14 protein-coding genes, 1 tRNA gene and 1 pseudogene are annotated in these 17,013 nt (G+C 50.2%); 2 read left to right on the forward strand and 14 right to left on the reverse strand.

The features are described 5' to 3' along the window. Positions 1-224 precede the first annotated feature (224 nt). The 7 genes and pseudogenes from cas2 to HMPREF2551_RS09760 form a co-directional block, all read right to left on the reverse strand. Positions 225-551, reverse strand: coding sequence for a CRISPR-associated endonuclease Cas2 (gene cas2, locus HMPREF2551_RS09730; protein ID WP_036493500.1), 327 nt, complete (start codon positions 549-551; stop codon positions 225-227). Then, complete coding sequence (cas1, locus tag HMPREF2551_RS09735; RefSeq protein WP_070838738.1) at positions 544-1,458, reverse strand: type II CRISPR-associated endonuclease Cas1; 915 nt, start codon at positions 1,456-1,458, stop codon at positions 544-546. The genes cas2 and cas1 overlap by 8 nt, the downstream gene beginning before the upstream one ends. Positions 1,459-1,523: 65 nt before the next feature. Next, positions 1,524-4,765 (reverse strand): annotated as a pseudogene (cas9, locus tag HMPREF2551_RS09740) (type II CRISPR RNA-guided endonuclease Cas9). Between the two features lie 269 nt (positions 4,766-5,034). Then, the gene (locus tag HMPREF2551_RS09745) at positions 5,035-6,459 is read right to left on the reverse strand and encodes an alanine/glycine:cation symporter family protein (RefSeq protein ID WP_070838740.1); all 1,425 of its coding nucleotides are present in this window, start codon (positions 6,457-6,459) and stop codon (positions 5,035-5,037) included. A gap of 260 nt (positions 6,460-6,719) precedes the next feature. After that, on the reverse strand, positions 6,720-8,231 hold the full coding sequence (gene lysS, locus HMPREF2551_RS09750; RefSeq protein ID WP_049331866.1) for a lysine--tRNA ligase: 1,512 nt from the start codon (positions 8,229-8,231) through the stop codon (positions 6,720-6,722). Between the two features lie 179 nt (positions 8,232-8,410). Then, positions 8,411-9,853 carry an aldehyde dehydrogenase gene (gene aldA / locus HMPREF2551_RS09755; RefSeq protein WP_070838741.1) on the reverse strand — a complete coding sequence of 481 codons (1,443 nt, stop codon included), beginning with the start codon at positions 9,851-9,853 and terminating at the stop codon, positions 8,411-8,413. A gap of 256 nt (positions 9,854-10,109) precedes the next feature. Then, positions 10,110-10,185 (reverse strand) — tRNA-Lys (locus HMPREF2551_RS09760). 182 nt (positions 10,186-10,367) lie between these two features. Here HMPREF2551_RS09760 and HMPREF2551_RS09765 point away from each other — a divergent pair. Next, positions 10,368-10,766, forward strand: coding sequence for an Ag473 family lipoprotein (locus HMPREF2551_RS09765; protein ID WP_070838743.1), 399 nt, complete (start codon positions 10,368-10,370; stop codon positions 10,764-10,766). A 63-nt stretch (positions 10,767-10,829) separates the two neighbouring features. Here HMPREF2551_RS09765 and HMPREF2551_RS09770 read toward each other — a convergent pair whose 3' ends face one another. Continuing rightward, positions 10,830-11,804 carry a TerC family protein gene (locus HMPREF2551_RS09770; RefSeq protein ID WP_070838745.1) on the reverse strand — a complete coding sequence of 325 codons (975 nt, stop codon included), beginning with the start codon at positions 11,802-11,804 and terminating at the stop codon, positions 10,830-10,832. Between the two features lie 33 nt (positions 11,805-11,837). Next, on the reverse strand, positions 11,838-12,287 hold the full coding sequence (locus HMPREF2551_RS09775; protein ID WP_070838747.1) for a CopD family copper resistance protein: 450 nt from the start codon (positions 12,285-12,287) through the stop codon (positions 11,838-11,840). Between the two features lie 254 nt (positions 12,288-12,541). Between HMPREF2551_RS09775 and HMPREF2551_RS09780 the strand changes: the two genes are divergently transcribed. Then, positions 12,542-12,754, forward strand: coding sequence for a glycine zipper 2TM domain-containing protein (locus HMPREF2551_RS09780; RefSeq protein ID WP_003684747.1), 213 nt, complete (start codon positions 12,542-12,544; stop codon positions 12,752-12,754). A gap of 63 nt (positions 12,755-12,817) precedes the next feature. Here HMPREF2551_RS09780 and HMPREF2551_RS09785 read toward each other — a convergent pair whose 3' ends face one another. From HMPREF2551_RS09785 to HMPREF2551_RS09805, 5 genes are all read right to left on the reverse strand, one after another. Continuing rightward, positions 12,818-13,738, reverse strand: coding sequence for a hydrogen peroxide-inducible genes activator (locus HMPREF2551_RS09785; RefSeq protein WP_070838749.1), 921 nt, complete (start codon positions 13,736-13,738; stop codon positions 12,818-12,820). A gap of 3 nt (positions 13,739-13,741) precedes the next feature. Next, on the reverse strand, positions 13,742-14,005 hold the full coding sequence (gene minE / locus HMPREF2551_RS09790; protein ID WP_070838751.1) for a cell division topological specificity factor MinE: 264 nt from the start codon (positions 14,003-14,005) through the stop codon (positions 13,742-13,744). Positions 14,006-14,008: 3 nt separating this feature from the next. Further along, on the reverse strand, positions 14,009-14,824 hold the full coding sequence (gene minD, locus HMPREF2551_RS09795) for a septum site-determining protein MinD (RefSeq protein ID WP_070838753.1): 816 nt from the start codon (positions 14,822-14,824) through the stop codon (positions 14,009-14,011). A 26-nt stretch (positions 14,825-14,850) separates the two neighbouring features. Beyond that, on the reverse strand, positions 14,851-15,570 hold the full coding sequence (gene minC, locus HMPREF2551_RS09800) for a septum site-determining protein MinC (RefSeq protein ID WP_004520214.1): 720 nt from the start codon (positions 15,568-15,570) through the stop codon (positions 14,851-14,853). 147 nt (positions 15,571-15,717) lie between these two features. Continuing rightward, positions 15,718-16,953 carry an FAD-binding domain-containing protein gene (locus tag HMPREF2551_RS09805; protein ID WP_070838755.1) on the reverse strand — a complete coding sequence of 412 codons (1,236 nt, stop codon included), beginning with the start codon at positions 16,951-16,953 and terminating at the stop codon, positions 15,718-15,720. Positions 16,954-17,013: the final 60 nt, after the last annotated feature.

Raw genomic sequence — 17,013 nt, forward strand, 5'->3', positions numbered from 1 at the left:
CTCCCTTTCTCATTTCGCAGTGCTACAATAACAAGGCAAACAGCCCGTTAGAGTATGGCGTTGTAGCTCCCTTTCTCATTTCGCAGTGCTACAATAGTGTATTACCCAGTATCTACCCAGTATCTGTTGTAGCTCCCTTTCTCATTTCGCAGTGCTACAATACCTCAATGGGAAATCCTTATTCTATAAGGGTTTCCCGTTTTATTTTGACTAAAAAAGTGGCTTTAAAATAATAATAGTTGGTCTGAATTGACCCTTTTTTCTTGGGTTTTTAGCTCTCCCAACAGCAGTTTCATGGTGGCAAATTGCTTTTCTGTTACTTCCAAACAGCGGATTGAGCCTTCTTGCGGTAGGTTTGCACATAGTCTATTGTGGTGTTTTTGCAACGAATCTCGACCTTTGACAATACGGCTGTATACGGAAAGCTGGAGCATTTGGTATCCATCTTTTAATAGAAACTGGCGGAATTGATTGGCAGCTTTGCGCTTGGCCGCCGTGGTAACCGGTAGGTCGAAGAAGACGATAATCCTCATAAATTTGGCCTCACTCATATTGGTATTCTTTCAATGGCAAGATTTCAGGCAATTTCAGCTGTTTGGCGTTTTTGGCGGTTACGCTGGCTTGAAATGAAGAAATCATTTTGTCGATAGCGGCCAAGGTGCTGAAGTGTTGTCGTTCGATGCAGATTTGACAGTGAAGGGTCTTGATAAGGTTTTGTTTGATGCCGGGGGGCAGATCAGTCTTCAGACGGCCTTGTTCATGCAAATGTATAACGACCAAGTCGGCCAATGGGCGTAAGGGTTCGATAAAGTCATCGGCGAGGTTGAATGGATTTAGTTCGCTTCTATGAAACAAGCCTAATGCAGGCAACCAGCCATATAAGGTCAGGGCGCGTGCAATTGCTGCACGGAGTACGGCGTAGGTGTAGTTCAATGCGGCATTGACGGCATTGTTGTCATTACGGGTAAACTTTTCTCCAAAGAGGGTTTGGAAGTAGAGGGCGGCAGCTTGGGCTTCACGGTTTCCTGTATCGCCTGAACGGACTTCGACTGCCAAAGTGCGCAGCCGTTTGGCTGCAAGATCATTGCCTGTTTCGTTTGCGACAAATGCTTGATTTAGGATCTTTGGGCGGACGATATGTTGCCAGAGTTGCTTTTTTAAGGGTTCGCTTATATTTAGCTGCAGCTTGAGGATTTTAAGTTGGCGGTGATATTGGGCGTAAGGCAGCCATTGCCCACAGGGCAGGAATTGCTCGTCACATGTCAGCAGAGTTGTACCATGCTCGGCTAAGGCCGATAGGAGCGGGGCAGTAATCAGGGTTTCGCGGTTTTCGATGATGATAATGGCGATGTCTTCTAATGGTATGGTATGGGACTCGCCGTTTTGTTGAATCAGCAGTTGCCGGCGTTGCAAGGATAGTTTGCCGCCGTTTTGAATGAGCAGGCTGCGCCAAGTCATGTTTTTCCCTTATTTTTATATAAAAAATCCCTGCTTCAGGCCGTCTGAAACAGGGATAGATTAATTTAACGGATAGGTGGGCGTTTTTTCAGACGGCATGGTCTGATTTCTTTACCTAGTTCGTCGATTTGGTATTTTTGGAATGAAAGGGCGGTTTTGACACCAACACTTTGGAAAATGCCGTTTTTCCCTTTGGTGCTATCCGTATCATGTGTACGAATATCAATTGCTCCTGTGGCTCTATTTAGGCTGACGAAATAGCCTAAAAATTCATTTTTCTTAGCAGTTAGCTTAATCAGATCATTCGCATAAAGTACAAACTTAAACTTAAAACTATCATCCATTACCGTCCAATCTTCTTCATCTTTTCCTTGTACAACAGCCTTATCCGGCAAAATCCCTTTCGCTACCTGCCAACTGTAAATCGGTACGAGATAATACTTGCCACCTTTCTCAAAGACATCTACGCGCACCATGGTTGCGTTGTCGGCAATACCGTTATGGTTGCGCACCCATACACCGGTTTTCTGTACTTGCTCTACGCGTACAGCTTTTACCTGCTGAGTGCGGTTGCCTGCTTTATCGTATTTGTAAAACGGCTCGGCAAAGGCTTTGGCCGGGTCGTCTTTATGCGCTTCCAGCCGTACTTTCAGCGCTTCGTATAGTTTGGGTTCGCGCTCCCGATTGACCATTTTTTCCAAGTCTTTCAGTTTTAATTGTGTCAGCGGTACGCGCAACACACTGATGCCTTCGTCCAGTCGTTTGGCAGATTTGACAGTCTCCATATGGCCTTGCCCGCTCATCTTCCGATTGGGCGCGCGTGAAACAAACAGTGGCGTCACGTATTCGTGTACGGCTTCGGGACGGGAAGATAATTTTTCGGCAAGCAGCGCGCGCAGTTTTTCGGGGGTATCCGCTTCTTCAAATTCGGGTTTGCCGTCCGGTTTGCCGAAGACGCGAATCATGACTTCCTGCGCGAAAAATTCCCAAGGTTGCGGGAAGTGTGTTTTTTGATGCAGCACTTCTCCTGTTTCTTTATCTATGGTTTTACCGTCAAATGCGTTCATTTCTTTGTAATGTACAAAATAGGTAATTTTCTGCTGCATGGCAACGGTTGAGCAGGCAACGACGACGGCGTCCAAAGCATGATGGCGGTCGTTTTCCGCACGCACTTTGCGCAACCCCCAAAAGCCGCGCAACAGATTGGTAATTTGTCCGTTTGAGGCAAAGACGCGTCTTTTCCCTTTACCTGTCAGCTGCATATGGTCGGCAACAAATTGGCACAGGAAACGGTTGACGTAGCGCGTATCGTTCAGATTGCGTTCTTTGAAGCCGTCTTCGTCAAATTCTTGCAGCAGAATCCGTTGTTTTTTACTGCGCGGGAAACGGCTGGTTTCAACACGCGCTTTAAATTCCTGCCATTCGCGGCTGTTGTCTTTGCCGTTGAAGTATTCGTAAGGGGTTTTGCTGCCTTTGTTTTGGTTTTCGCTGCCCAATACCAGCACTTTATTGTTGAAACTGTCGTCCCATGTGCGCGAGAACGGCAGAGCATGGTCGATTTCGACATAGCCTTTTTCGTTCAGACGGCCTAAGTCGATTTCTTTGCCCGAATACAGGCATTTGCCGTGTTGTTGCTCGTACAGGCGCAGTTTCAGAATATCTTTGGATTTGGGGTCGCCGACAAAATTGGGGAAATACTCTCGGAATTTGGCGGCGGCTTTTTCCCGGTCTTTACGGTTTTCTTCTTGGCGTTTTTCGATTTCTTTGCGGTCTTTAAACGATTTGCCTACTTCCCTTGCCGTTTCAATATGGATACGAGCAGGGGAGCCGTAACGGCGTACAACGGCGTTAATGACTTTCCGTGCTTGAGATAAGGCGCGCAAGACGACGGGGTTGCGGATTTCATCAGCGGGAATCGGCGGCAGATAAATCTTTTCTTCCGTATTCTTCTTGCCGTAATGGTCTCCGTAGATTTCGGCACAGGCTTCATCGTAACGTTTGCCTTGTTCCATTAGAGGCACAATTTTGCGCAACGCTTTCAAGGAAATTTGAACGAACTTATCGAAGCTGATGTTCAACAGCGCTTCTAAGATTTCGGGCTGTACACGGTCTTTCAGACGGCCTGTAATGTCTTCATCGGTTTTGAATAGGGAGAGTGCCGTGCCGATTTCGTCTTGTAATTCGGGAGAAAGGTTTAATGGAGATTTTTTGTCTTTCAATCCTTCTTTTTCCAGCGCACGGCTGATGGCATCGTAAGCCTTCATTTCCATCAGTATCGCAGATTCGGCATTGTCTTTACCATAGCGCAAGCCTTTGAAAAAGGCGGTATCTTCTAAACCCAGTAGCTTACGGGCTTGTGCGTAAGTCAGTTTCTTTTTATACGGCATTTATAAGTATGGCGCGTTCGGTATCGGTCAATGGCCGCTCGCTGCCTTGCTCTAAAATACGCAGGTTGTTCAGCTTGGTCAGCCAGATGAAACGTTCGGCTGTGTAGGTGTTTTTAGCGGCTTTCGGCTCTGTCAGTTCGAAGGTGCAATGCCCCAAACATTTTTTGAATGGCATCGCCGGACAGGGCAGGGCGTTGCGCCATCAGCAGGGTTTCAATACCTTCTTTAAGGCCGTCTGAAACATGCGGATTGCCGAATTCTTTTTGTTTTTCAAACAGCAAAACCAGCTCCGCCTGTAAATCTTCGCGGCTGAACGTATGCGAATAATCGCCGCGCTGGTTGCGGATATGGCCGCTTTCTTTTTCAAATTTATTTAAAGCCAATTCGGCCGGAGTGCGGAAACCGCCTGTCTGTAAGGCTTGAGTGTTACTCTTCATACCTGCACGCAAAGCCCCAAGCTCCTTATCGGCAGTTTGCTCTTCATTTTTCCGTTTCGACAAATAGCCGCGGTGTTTGATTAAATGCAACAAGACTGCCGACCATTCCAAAGGCGTCAGTTTGCGGTCTAATGCGGCTGCGCGAAGTTGCCATGGTGTATTCGGCAAGGATTTGATCAAGCCGTTTTCATCAAAATCGGCGGCTTGTAATACGCCTTCGCGTTTCAATAGGCGGCGGGCCCGAAGCAGGCGGTGGGCGCGACGGCGGGTCAGGCGGCGGACGCTGCGTGCCAAGCGTCTCGCTGCTGCGAGAGAGTCGCCTGTTTTCGGTACTTCCGCACGCTCAAATACGCGTACGCCTAAATCAATCAGGCGGGTGGGGTTTTCTTCTTCATCAATTTCTACCATTGCCCAGCCGACGGATGCGATGCCGATATCGAGGCCGAGGATGTAGTTGATTGGATTGGGTTTGAATGCAGTCATCAGTTTCTCCGTAATGTGATGTTTGGCAAGTATAAATATATCCTAGGTAAGTATTAACATGCAAATGAAATGCTTGACTGGGTGCCGATTTGGAATTAGAATTCGTCCATATTGTTGCACTGCGAAATGAGAAACGTTGCTACAATAAGGCCGTCTGAAAAGATGTGCCGCAACGCTCTGCCCCTTAAGGCTTCTGCTTTAAGGGGCATCGTTTTGTCTAAATGGCAGGGATTAAAAAGGCCGTCTGAAATTTCAGACGGCCTTTGGTTTTACCAAATATCGGATTTGATTTTGCGTTTCAAGCCCGGGTGTTCAGAGAGTTTGAACTCTGGGTCTTTACCCATTTTCAGCTTGGCTGTGTAGTCTTTCAACAGCAGGAAGGCAAGTGGGGACAGGAGCAGGATGGCAACGAGGTTAATCCATGCCATGATGCCCATGGCCATGTCTGCCATATCCCATACCAAGGGTACGTTGGCAACTGCACCGAAGTAGACCCATGCCAAAACCAGCATACGGAAAACGGCGGTAACCAGCCAATGGCTCTTGATGAATTGGACGTTGGACTCGGCATAGGCATAGTTGCCGATAACGGTTGAAAAGGCAAACATAAACAGGATGGCAGCAAGGAAGCCCGCTCCCCATTCGCCTACCTGGCTGACGATTGCCGCTTGGGTCAGCGCCGCACCGCTCAGGTCGCCGTAAGGCTGTTGATAGGTCAAGACGATAAAGGCGGTGCATGAGCAGACGATGATGGTATCGACGAAAACGCCCAGCATTTGAATCATGCCTTGGGAGACGGGGTGTTTTACTTCGGCTGCGGCTGCGGCGTTCGGCGCGGAACCCATACCCGCCTCATTGGAATACAGGCCGCGTTTGATGCCCTGCATCATGGTGGTCGAAATCAGACCGCCGAGGAAACCGCCTGCAGCCGAATCAAAGTTGAACGCGTTGGAGAAAATCTGACCGAACACGTCAGGAATCAGGGAAATATTGGTAGCAATGATGAAGAGTGCTATGATGAGATATAAAACCGCCATCAGCGGAACGATAATTTCCGCGGCTTTAGATACGCGACGGATACCGCCGAAGATAATCGGGGCAGTCAGAATGACCAGGGCGACACCGACATAGTGTTGATCCCAGCCCCATGCCGCTTTGGTGGTATCGGCGATGGTATTGGTCTGTACGGCTTCAAATACAAAGCCGAAACAGAAAATCAGGCTCAGGGCGAACAAAATGCCCAGCCATTTTTGTCCCATGCCTTGAGTTATGTAGTAGGCAGGACCGCCGCGGAAGTGGTGGTTGTCGTAGTCCCGGACTTTAAAGAGTTGGGCCAGTGAAGATTCGACGAACGCCGAACTCATGCCGATTAAGGCGGTTACCCACATCCAGAATACCGCGCCCGGCCCGCCGAGTTTGATGGCAATCGCCACGCCGGCGATGTTGCCCACGCCTACGCGGCTGGCCAAGCCGGTAACGAATGCTTGGAACGGTGTGATTCCGTGCGGATCATCACCTTGTTTGCGGCCGCCCAGCATTTCTTTGATACTGCGGCCGAAGAGGCGGAATTGTACAAAACCGGTGGTAATGGTGAAAAATAGGCCTGCGCCTAAAAGCATATATACCAATCCCGACCACATTGGGTCGTTGATGGCATTTACCCAGCCGTGAAGCTGTTCGAAAAATTGATCCATACAAACCTTTCAGAGTTTCTGAATTTTCAGACGGCCTGTGTGTGGGCTGTCTGTAATTGGATGTATTCTAGCAGACTGTCAACAAACTGAAAAACGTTTACATATTCTTTTTTATATTATGCTTTTGATTATCATGGAATTTTATTATTATGATGTAAAGAAATTATTGATTTGAATTCTGCCGTTTTACATATTTGAACAAAAAGGCCATCTGAAAACAGAGTCTTGTTTTCAGACGGCCTAGATTTTATTTCAATGTGTTATTCGGGACGCATTTGCGGGAACAGAATCACGTCGCGGATGGTTTGCGAATCGGTCAGCAACATTACCAAGCGGTCGATGCCGATGCCGCAACCGCCTGTCGGCGGCAGGCCGAATTCCATCGCGCGGATGTAGTCGGCATCGTAGTGCATGGCTTCGTCGTCGCCGGCGTCTTTTTGTGCTACTTGCGCTTTGAAGCGTTCGGCTTGGTCTTCGGGGTCGTTTAACTCGGAATAGCCGTTTGCCAGCTCACGGCCGACAACGAACAATTCGAAACGCTCGGTCAGCCCCGGTTTGCTGTCGGATGCGCGTGCCAATGGCGACACTTCGACAGGGTAGTCGATGATGAAAGTCGGGTTCCACAGTTTGCCCTCGGCGCAACCTTCAAACAGGGCCAGTTGCAGGCTGCCGATGCCCGGAGACGGCGGCAGGCTTTCGCCGTGCTTGACGATTTCTTTTTTCAGCCATTCTTCATCATTTAACTGCTCGTCGGTGTAGTGCGGATTGTATTTTTTGATGGCTTCGAGAATGGTCAGGCGTTCAAACGGGCTTTCTAAATCGACTTCTTTGCCGTTGTAGCTGATTTTTGCCGTGCCGTTCACCGCGCGGGAAGCGTTGCGGATGATGTCTTCCGCCATTTGCATCATGCGTTCGTAGTCGGAGAAGGCTTCGTAGAATTCGATCATGGTGAATTCAGGGTTGTGGCGTACGGACATGCCTTCGTTGCGGAAGCTGCGGTTGATTTCAAACACGCGTTCCAAGCCGCCGACAACCAAGCGTTTCAGATACAGCTCGGGCGCGATGCGCAGGTAGAGCGGAATGTCCAAAGCGTTGTGATGGGTCACGAACGGTTTCGCCGTCGCGCCGCCTGGAATCGGGTGCATCATCGGGGTTTCGACTTCGAGATAATGCTCGTTCACCATGAAATTGCGCACGGATTGGATGATTTGGCTGCGTTTGATAAACGTATTGCGCGATTCTTCGTTGGCAATCAAATCGACGTAGCGTTGGCGGTATTTGGTTTCCTGATCGCTCAAGCCTTTGTGTTTGTCTGGCAGAGGGCGCAGGGATTTGGACAGCAGGCGGATGTTGGACACGCGCACAGTCAATTCACCGTGGTTGGTTTTGAACAAAGTACCTTCCGCACCGACGATGTCGCCCAAGTCCCAGTGGTTGAAGTCATCCAAAACTTCTTGGCTCACGCCTTTGTTGTTCAGATAAAGCTGGATTTGACCGGTCACGTCTTGAATGGTGGCGAAGCTGGCTTTGCCCATTTGGCGTTTGAGCATCATGCGGCCGGCCACTTTGACGGGAATGCCTTGCGGGTCGAGTTCTTCTTTGCTGATTTCGCCGTATTGGGTATGCAGGTCGGCGGCAAAGCTGTCGCGTTTGAAGTCGTTAGGGTAAGCGTTGCGTTCTTTGCGGATGTTGTGCAGTTTTTCGCGGCGCAGGGCGATGATTTGGTTTTCGTCCAATTGCGGCTCGATTTGAGGATTGTTTTGTTCGCTCATGATGTTTTCCGGGAAAATAAGTCAGGCTGCCCATGTGTTCAGATGGCCTGAATAAAGTGAAAAATTGGCTCTATTTTACGCGATGTCGGTATTTTTTTCTATAAAGGCAGAAAGGCCGTCTGAAACCTGAAAAATCAGCTTCAGACGGCCTTTGGTTTCATGAAGGGCAGTATGGGCGGTTAGATATCGGTTTCCAAATAAACAACTTGGGTTTGCAGATATTCTTCCAAACCGTGTTTACCGTCGGCGCCGCCGATACCTGATTTTTTCCAACCGGCATGGAAGCCCTGCATGGCTTCGAAGTTTTCGCGGTTGATGTAGGTTTCGCCGAAACGCAGGCGGCGGGTTACATAAAACGCTTCATTCAGATTGGTGGTATAGACGGAGCTGGTCAGGCCGAACTCGCTGTCGTTTGCCAAGGCGATGACTTGGTCGAGCGTGTCGAAAGTGGCAACCGGCAGGACTGGGCCGAAGGTTTCTTCCTTCATGATGTCCATGCTGTTGTCGGTATCGGTCAGCAGGGTAGGTTCGAAGAAGTAGCCTTTGCCGTCGGCACGTTTGCCGCCGCAGACCAGTGTCGCACCTTGTTTGACGGCGCGTTCCACTTTTTCGGCAACGGCTTTGACGGCGCGCTCTTCAATCAGCGGGCCCATTTCCAGCGCGCCGGGTTCGGCTTCGGCCGGGTTGCCGTAGCGCACGCCTTTCATGGCGGCAGTCATTTTTTCAATGAACGCGTCTTTCAGGCTGCTGTGGACATACACGCGCTCGGCGCAGTTGCAGATTTGGCCGGTATTGCCGACGCGCGAAGCCAAGATGGATTTCACTGCCAAGTCCAAATCCGCGTCTTTCAAAACGATGGCAGGGGCTTTGCCGCCGAGTTCCAATGAGACTTTGGTAATGTTGGTGGCGGCGGCTTCCATTACTTGGCGGCCTGCTTCTACAGAACCGGTCAGGCTGACCATGTCGACTTGCGGATGTGATGCCAAGGCATTGCCGATTTCCGCACCCGGGCCGTTGACGACGTTGAATACGCCAGCCGGTAAGCCTGAAGCGTGAACGATTTCAGCAAAGATGTGGCAGTTAATCGGGGTAACGCTGCTTGGTTTGACGACGATGGTATTGCCTGTTACCAAAGCCGGGCCCATTTTGCGGGCAATCAGGAAGAATGGGAAGTTCCACGGCAAAATACCGGCGATCACGCCTAAAGGACGTTTGAACAATAAAATGTTTTCGCGCGGACGGTCGCTTTGGATGATTTCGCCTTCATAACGGCGTGCCCATTCTGCTTGGTAGTCGAGATAATCGGCAGTGAACATAACTTCTATGCGTGCCAAATCTTTGGTTTTGCCGCCTTCGGCAACAATGGTATCCGTCAGCTCGTCGGCGCGTTCACGGATGCCTTGGGCAATTTTGCGCAGGTATGCGCCGCGCTCAACGGCAGGCAAACGCTCCCATGCAGTTTGCGCATCTCTGGCCGCGGCAACGGCACGATCAACATCGGCTTTTCCGCCTTTAGGCTCACGCGCGATAACTTCTTCGGTTGCCGGATTCAATACATCACGCCATGTGCCGTTAAAGTCGGTTTCAAAGCGGCCGTTGATATACATAGACAGTTGTTTCATCAAACCTTCTCCTGTTGTTGTAGTTGGATGTAGTTTTAGTCTATGCCTAAATTGTCTGGCATACAAGAGGATTTAGCGTGGGTTGATGATAGGTATTTGGAAGTTTTTAGAAAAATATGATGTGTGGGGAGTTGGGCTTGATTGATTTAAGAGGTTTGTGATGTTTTGAGTTACATCTATAACAGCATTGTGACAAGAAGAAAGGCGTGATGGAAAATATAAAAAAACCTGCTTTTTCAAAGCAGGTTTTCATATCTGGTGGGTCGTGAGCGATTCGAACGCTCGACCAACGGATTAAAAGTCCGCTGCTCTACCGACTGAGCTAACGACCCGATGAGCTGTGCATTATAGGTAGCTTGTTTCTTTTCGTCAACTGTTTTTTTGAGATTTTTTTCAAAAAACGTAAATCGGCTGTTATTTGGCGTTAATTCTCCCTTTTTTGAGCATTTATTATGTTATGATTTTTGGGTCTGTCAGTTTTGACAGATATTTTTTAGACCAAAGGATATACAATATGAAAAAATTATTGATTGCTGCAATGATGGTAGCCGGCTTGGCGGCGTGTACACAAGAAGCGAAAAAAGAAACCCAAGAGGCGGCTTCTGCTGTTGCTTCCGATGTAAACACTGCTGCTGAAAATGCAACTTCTGCTGTTGATGCTGCTGCTTCTGAAGCCAAAGGTGCAGCTGAGCAAGCTGTTTCTGATGTTAAAGACGCTGCTGCAGATGCTAAAGCAACTGCGGATAAAGCAGTTTCTGACGCTAAAGATGCTGCCGGTAAAGCGGTTGGAGAAGCTAAAGAAGCGGTTTCTGATGCTAAAGATGCTGCCAAAGACGCAGCTAAAGACGCTATGGGTAAAGCAGCCGATGCGACTCAAGAAGCAGCCGACAAATTGAAAGACGCTGCTAAATAAGCTGGTGTTTGATATTTGAAAAGGCCGTCTGAAATGTTCAGACGGCCTTTTTATATCGGCAGATTATTTTTTCTCTTGCTGACGCGTATATATCAAGGAAGTCAGGATGGATGCGCCCAGTGCGCCGAAGACGACGGACAGGGAAATGGAAATCGGGATATGCACCCAGTGCATAATCAGCATCTTGATACCGATAAAGCTCAATACGAAAGCCAAGCCGTATTTGAGGAAAATAAAGCGTTCGGCAAAGTCTGCCAGTAAGAAGTACATGGCACGCAGGCCCAAGATGGCAAAAATGTTGGAAGTAAGGACGATGAAAGGGTCGGTGGTTACGGCAAAAATAGCGGGGATGCTGTCCACAGCGAAGATGACGTCGCTCAATTCGATCATAATCAATACCAGCAAAAGCGGCGTAGCGATGCGTTTGCCGTTTTCGATGGTAAAGAATTTTTCACCGTCAAACTGTTGGCTGGTCGGGATGACTTTTTTAAGCAGGGTCAGGATCTTGTTTTGGGAAAGGTCTTCTTCAGCTTCGGCTTCGGGCTTCATCATGTGAATGCCGGTGTATAAGAGGAAGGCGCCGAAGAGGTACAAAATCCATTCAAATTGTTGTACCAAGGCTGCGCCGATGAAGATCATGATGGCGCGCAGGATGATGGCGCCGAATACGCCATAGAGCAAGACGCGGTGTTGGAATTTGGGTTCGACTTTGAAGTAGCCGAAAATCATCAGGAAAACGAATATGTTATCGACGGCAAGGGATTTTTCGAGCACATAGCCGGTGAAGAATTCGAGGACTTTTTCTTTGGCAACAACGGCTCCGTAAGTCGGGTTGCCCGCCAGTTCAAAATAGAGCCAGCCTGCAAATGCGCAGGATACGGCCACCCAAATGCCGCTCCAAGCGAGGGCTTCTTTGATGCTGACTTTGTGGGCGCCGTTTTTTTTCAGCGATACCATATCGATGGCGATCATGATTAAGACGGCAATAAAGAAGATGCCGTAAAACATCGGCGAGCCGACGGACGGGTATTGGGTCATAAACAATCCTTGTGTGTGGGGTATGGGTAAGGTTTACCAAGACAGGTAGAACATCGCCTTGGCAAAAAAGACGATAAACAGCATATGGCTGAAGACAACGGCGTGTATGTATTTCGACCAGCCGACGGTGAGGGTGTGTCGGGCCATTTTGACAACAGCGATGGCAAAATGCACCAAAACGCTTACTGCCAACAGGATTTTGACGCTCAACATAATGCTGAAGGCGCTGTCGAGAGGATGGTGCAGTATCGGCAGATAACGGTTGTACACCATAACGATGCCGCTGATGAAAAGGGTGATGACGACAATCGGCATCACGCGGACGGCACGATAGGACATGGCACGTTCGACTTCGCGGCGCGATTCGCGCGAAACGCGGCCGGTGTGCAAAACGGAGAGAACCAGCATTTCGAAAAATACGCCGCCGACAAAGGCAATCGCGCAATAAACGTGGATGATGTGTGCCAGTGCGTAGGTACTCATGACGGGTGTTTCCGGTAGTTCAAACAAGTCATCATTGTATCATTACCGAATGCGGTTGATGTGTGCGCAATTTTATGCCAAAGATATTAAATTTTATAAATATTCTATTGGAATTGCCGTTTGTTTTTGAAGTTAACCGTTCATCAAAAGTGTTATCTTAGTTTAATCTGTCTTTACTTATCAGAAAATATATTAATGAAAGGTTGTGCCATACTGCTCTATATACAGCTTAACCCCTGATGGAGAATCAAACCATGAAGAAAACTTTTGCAAAAACTGTGACCTTGATCATGCTGGCCGCTTCTTTGGGCGCGTGTGCCAATATGACTCAAACCCAACGCAACACTGCTGCTGGTGCGGTATTGGGCGGCGTGGCAGGTAATTTGATTGGTGGCGATACCGGCTCTACCTTGGGTGGTGCGGCTTTGGGTGGCGTTATCGGCAGTCAGGTTCATACCCGCTACTAATCCTTTATTCGGTTAAAAATAAAAAGGCCGTCTGAATGTTCAGACGGCCTTTTGTTTTGCGGTTTATTCGTTGACGAACGTTACACCGGTCAGTTGCGATTGCAAAATAGCAGTGCGCAAAGCAGTCAGTGCTTTCGGGCGGACAAAGTTGCGGCGATAGGCCAAAACGACACGGCGGTGCGGCGCATTGCCTTCAAACGGGATAATGCTGAAAAGCATATGGTCGTTTTCGGTCAAGGCGGTAGCCGGCATGACGCTGATGGCCAAACCGCTGGCAACCATATGGCGGATGGTGTTGATGGAGCTGCCTTGCAGGGTATTGGTCAAACCTTGGATTTTTTGTTTGGAAGCCAATTCGGAACAGCTTGCCAACACTTGGTCGCGCATACAGTTGCCTTCGGACAGCAGCAACACTTGTTCTTCGCTCAAAAGCTGAGGCGTAACGGCATCGAGTTCTTCAAAGTGATGGCCTTGGGGAACAATGACGAAGAAAGGTTCGTCATACAGAGGCTCGGTCACGATGCCCGGCTCTTGGAACGGCTCGGCAACGACGATTGCATCGACATCGCCACGTTTGAGCGACTCGGTCAGGATGTGGGTATAGTTCTCTTCCAGCATCAGCGGCATTTTCGGTGCGGTTTCACGCAGCGCGATAATGAGCTTGGGCAGAAGGTAGGGGGCAACGGTAAAAATCAGGCCGAGTTTGAACGCGCCTTCCAATTCGTTTTGCTCTTCATTGGCAAGGTGCTTGATGAGTTCTGCTTCTTCCAGAACCCGGCGGGCTTGGGCGACAATGCGTTCGCCCGCTTCGGTCGTGATGATATCGTTGCTGCTACGGTCGAACAGGGATACCGACAGCTCTTCCTCCAGCTTTTTGATGGCAATGGAGAGGGTGGGCTGGCTGACAAAGCAGCGTCGTGCGGCACGTCCGAAGTGACGTTCTTGTGCGACGGCTACGATGTAACGCAATTCGGTCAAGGTCATGTGTTAAGCCTTTTTTTGTTCCGGCAGGGTGATGTTCAGCTCAAGAACGTCCAAGCCGTCTTGTTTCTCTTGGGAGATGCGGATGTCGTCCAATGATACGTTGACGTATTTGGACAGGACTTCCAACAACTCTTTACGCAGGGTCGGCAGATAGTCCGGAGCTTGGCCTTCTTGTGCGCGTTCTTGCGCGATGATGATTTGCAGGCGGTCGCGCGCGACTACGGCGGTTTTCGGCTTTCTGCCGAACAGCATATCGAGCAGTGACATGTATTAACCTCCGAACAGTCGTTTTAAGAAGCTTTTCTTCTCAGCTTCGAGGAAACGCATTTCGCGGTTTTCACCCAATAGACGGGCGATAACGTCTTTGTAGGCTTCTGCTGCTGCGGCATTGTCTTGGTGGATGACAGGTTCGCCGGCGTTGGAAGCTTGCAGAACGTTTTGTGATTCAGGAATCACACCGATCAACGGAATACGCAAGATGTCGCAGATGTCTTGTACAGACAGCATTTCGCCTTTGGCTACGCGCTCAGGGGAGTAGCGGGTAATCAGCAGGTGCTCTTTAACAGTGCCGCCTTGTTCTGCTTTGCGGGATTTGCTTTGCAAAATGCCCAAGATACGGTCGGAATCGCGGACGCTGGATACTTCCGGGTTAGTGGTAATGATGGCTTCGTCGGCAAAGTAGAGCGCCATCAGTGCACCATGTTCGATACCGGCAGGGGAGTCGCAGATGATGAATTCGAAGCCCATTTTTTCGCTGGCCAACTCTTTCATCACGTTGTCCACGCCTTCGCGGGTCAGTGCATCTTTATCGCGGGTTTGCGATGCAGGCAGGATGTAGAGGTTTTCGCAGTTTTTGTCTTTAATAAGGGCTTGGTTGAGAGTTGCTTCGCCGTGGATAACGTTGATGAGGTCATATACGACGCGGCGTTCCACACCCATAATCAGATCAAGGTTGCGCAAACCGACGTCGAAGTCGATTACGGCGGTTTTGTGGCCGCGCAGGGCCAGGCCGGTTGCGATGCTGGCACTGGTAGTGGTCTTACCTACGCCGCCTTTACCTGAAGTTACTACGATGATTTTGGACACGATATTTCCTTTTTAAGTACTGATGTTTATTCGGCGTCGATTGCGCTGATAACCAGTCGGTTGTCTTGCAATGATACTTGTACGGGTTTTTTGTGCAGATGCTCGGGCAGGTCTTGCTCGAAGTTGCGGTAGATGCCGGCAACGGAGACTAATTCGGCCTGCATGGAATGGATGAAGATGCGCGCGTTGGTATTGCCTTTGGCACCGGCCAACGCTCTGCCGCGCATGGGGGCGTAAATATGGATGTTGCCGTCGGCGATAAGTTCCGCACCTTGGCTGACGATGCCGGTGACGATGAGGTCGCCGTTTTCAGCGTAAACTTGCTGGCCGGTACGCACGGGCGTACTGACCAATACGGTCGGATTGTTGATAACGGTGGCTTGTACGTCTTGCGGCTGCGGTGCTTGGCGCGGGGTGGGCGCTGCCTGTGTGTCGGCTGCTTGGGTGGAGTTACCTTGTTTGAATACCAAGTGGTAACGCGCCGCCGCTGCCGCCCATGTGTCGCTGGTGTGGTGCAGCCCTAAGATTTGCATGCCGTAACGGGCAAACAGGGAAATCATGCCGCCCAAATCGATGGATTCGGGATGGTCGAAATCTTGTACGTCTAAAATGAAGGGAACGAATTCGTCTTGGGACTGGCCTGCCAGTTGGCGCAGGAATTCTTCCAATTCGGTTAGATCTGCGGTGTGCAGATGGATGGATAAGACGTCCAAACGTGACGTTTTTATGTCGAATGCGGGTTTCATTGTAATGAAATAATAAAATTTTTTAATGATGTAAGTTTACCGTGTAAATCTTGGCTATTCAATCTGTTTGGCCGTCTGAAACCAAAATATTTTGTTTGGGCGTTTTTTAGTTGTGTTTAGTGTGGCTTTTTGGTGTGAAGCTCTGTTTCAGACGGCCTTGGGGAAGGGGTAGCCGTGTGTGTCGATGTCATCGGCGGCCGCCCACGGTGTGTGGATGAGGGTGGACGGCAGGTGTGCCAATTCGGGGAGGTAACTGCGGATGTAGCTGCCGTCGGGGTCGATTTGGTGCGAACGGTGGGCATAGCGGACAGTGGTTGTGTCTTGTGCGGCGAGGTGCCAGTTGGCTTGGTTGAGCGCGGGGTCGGTGCCGGTTTGGACGGAGGCTGTCCACGCGATGCCTTGGTTGGGGTCGAGGTTGAGGGCGTGGCAGAAATAGTGGGCGCACAGCTGCTGGAGAACAGGATGTAGGTGGCCGGTGGCTTCAAGGCTGCGGATGGAGGCGTCGATGACGGGTACGCCGGTTTGGCCGTTGCGCCAGTATTCGCGCACCGGGGCGGCATCGGTTGTTTCGGGTAGGCGGCGGTGGTAGGCGAGCTGGTAGCAGTAGTCGCGGAAAATAAGCTTGTCCAGCCACTCGAAATGTCGGTTTGCCAAGCTTTCGGCGGCCAGCAGGCGCGGTGAAATGCAGCCTGCGGACAGGTAGGCATTGAGGAGGCTGGTGTTTTTTCGTGCCGGAAAATTTTGGGTAATCGGGTAGTGAACCAAATTTTGTTTGAACGCGTGCCATTGCGTTAAGGCTGCGGTTTCGCCGCCCTGTTGATAGGCAGGCAATACTGCGCCGCGATGGGCTGGAAACGGCGGAACGCTTTGCCCAATTTGAACAGGCAATTCGGTTTCAGACGGCCTTTGTCCTGAATAGGCCTGCAACCATGCTTGTTTATAGGCGGCAAAATCGGTGTGGGGCAGGCCGTTGGCATCCATGAGGGGGGATTTGGCCAAGATACCGCGGTCGTTGGCGTGTTGCAGGGCAATGCCTGCGCGGTCGAAATTGTGCCAGAGGAGGTTGTCTTGGCGGATTTCGGCTTCGGTGTAGGCTTCGTCTGTGATGACGGTATGGGCATGGAGCGTAGCGGCCAAGGGGAGGAGGTCTTCGTCGGAAGCAACGGCATATAAAGGAATATGGTGTGCCGCCAGACGGGTATGCAGCTCTTGCGCGGCTTGATAATGGAACAGGCTTTGACGCGGATTGTGGTTTTCAGACGGCCTTTGGCTGACCCAGACGCAGGCGATGGGCAAACCGCTTGCAACGGCGGCATTAAGCGCGGCATTGTCGTGCAGGCGGAGGTTGCGGCGGAACCAGACAAGGACGTGGGCAGATTTCATGAGCATGTTCCGACGGAAAAGGGGGAAACCATTTTATCAGAATCGGCCTTATGTATCAGG

It is taken from the genome of Neisseria sp. HMSC066H01 (assembly GCF_001837375.1).
Taxonomy (GTDB): Bacteria; Pseudomonadota; Gammaproteobacteria; order Burkholderiales; family Neisseriaceae; genus Neisseria.

Excerpts from the sequence above, each read along its gene's own strand:
- minC (WP_004520214.1), bottom strand. The coding sequence starts at position 15,570 with ATGAAACCCGCATTCGACATAAAAACGTCACGTTTGGACGTCTTATCC.
- HMPREF2551_RS09805 (WP_070838755.1), bottom strand. The coding sequence starts at position 16,953 with ATGAAATCTGCCCACGTCCTTGTCTGGTTCCGCCGCAACCTCCGCCTG.
- lysS (WP_049331866.1), bottom strand. The coding sequence starts at position 8,231 with ATGAGCGAACAAAACAATCCTCAAATCGAGCCGCAATTGGACGAAAAC.
- HMPREF2551_RS09745 (WP_070838740.1), bottom strand. The coding sequence starts at position 6,459 with ATGGATCAATTTTTCGAACAGCTTCACGGCTGGGTAAATGCCATCAAC.
- minE (WP_070838751.1), bottom strand. The coding sequence starts at position 14,005 with ATGTCACTGCTCGATATGCTGTTCGGCAGAAAGCCGAAAACCGCCGTA.
- HMPREF2551_RS09780 (WP_003684747.1), top strand. The coding sequence starts at position 12,542 with ATGAAGAAAACTTTTGCAAAAACTGTGACCTTGATCATGCTGGCCGCT.
- HMPREF2551_RS09765 (WP_070838743.1), top strand. The coding sequence starts at position 10,368 with ATGAAAAAATTATTGATTGCTGCAATGATGGTAGCCGGCTTGGCGGCG.
- HMPREF2551_RS09785 (WP_070838749.1), bottom strand. The coding sequence starts at position 13,738 with ATGACCTTGACCGAATTGCGTTACATCGTAGCCGTCGCACAAGAACGT.
- HMPREF2551_RS09770 (WP_070838745.1), bottom strand. The coding sequence starts at position 11,804 with ATGACCCAATACCCGTCCGTCGGCTCGCCGATGTTTTACGGCATCTTC.
- HMPREF2551_RS09775 (WP_070838747.1), bottom strand. The coding sequence starts at position 12,287 with ATGAGTACCTACGCACTGGCACACATCATCCACGTTTATTGCGCGATT.
- aldA (WP_070838741.1), bottom strand. The coding sequence starts at position 9,853 with ATGAAACAACTGTCTATGTATATCAACGGCCGCTTTGAAACCGACTTT.
- cas2 (WP_036493500.1), bottom strand. The coding sequence starts at position 551 with ATGAGTGAGGCCAAATTTATGAGGATTATCGTCTTCTTCGACCTACCG.
- cas1 (WP_070838738.1), bottom strand. The coding sequence starts at position 1,458 with ATGACTTGGCGCAGCCTGCTCATTCAAAACGGCGGCAAACTATCCTTG.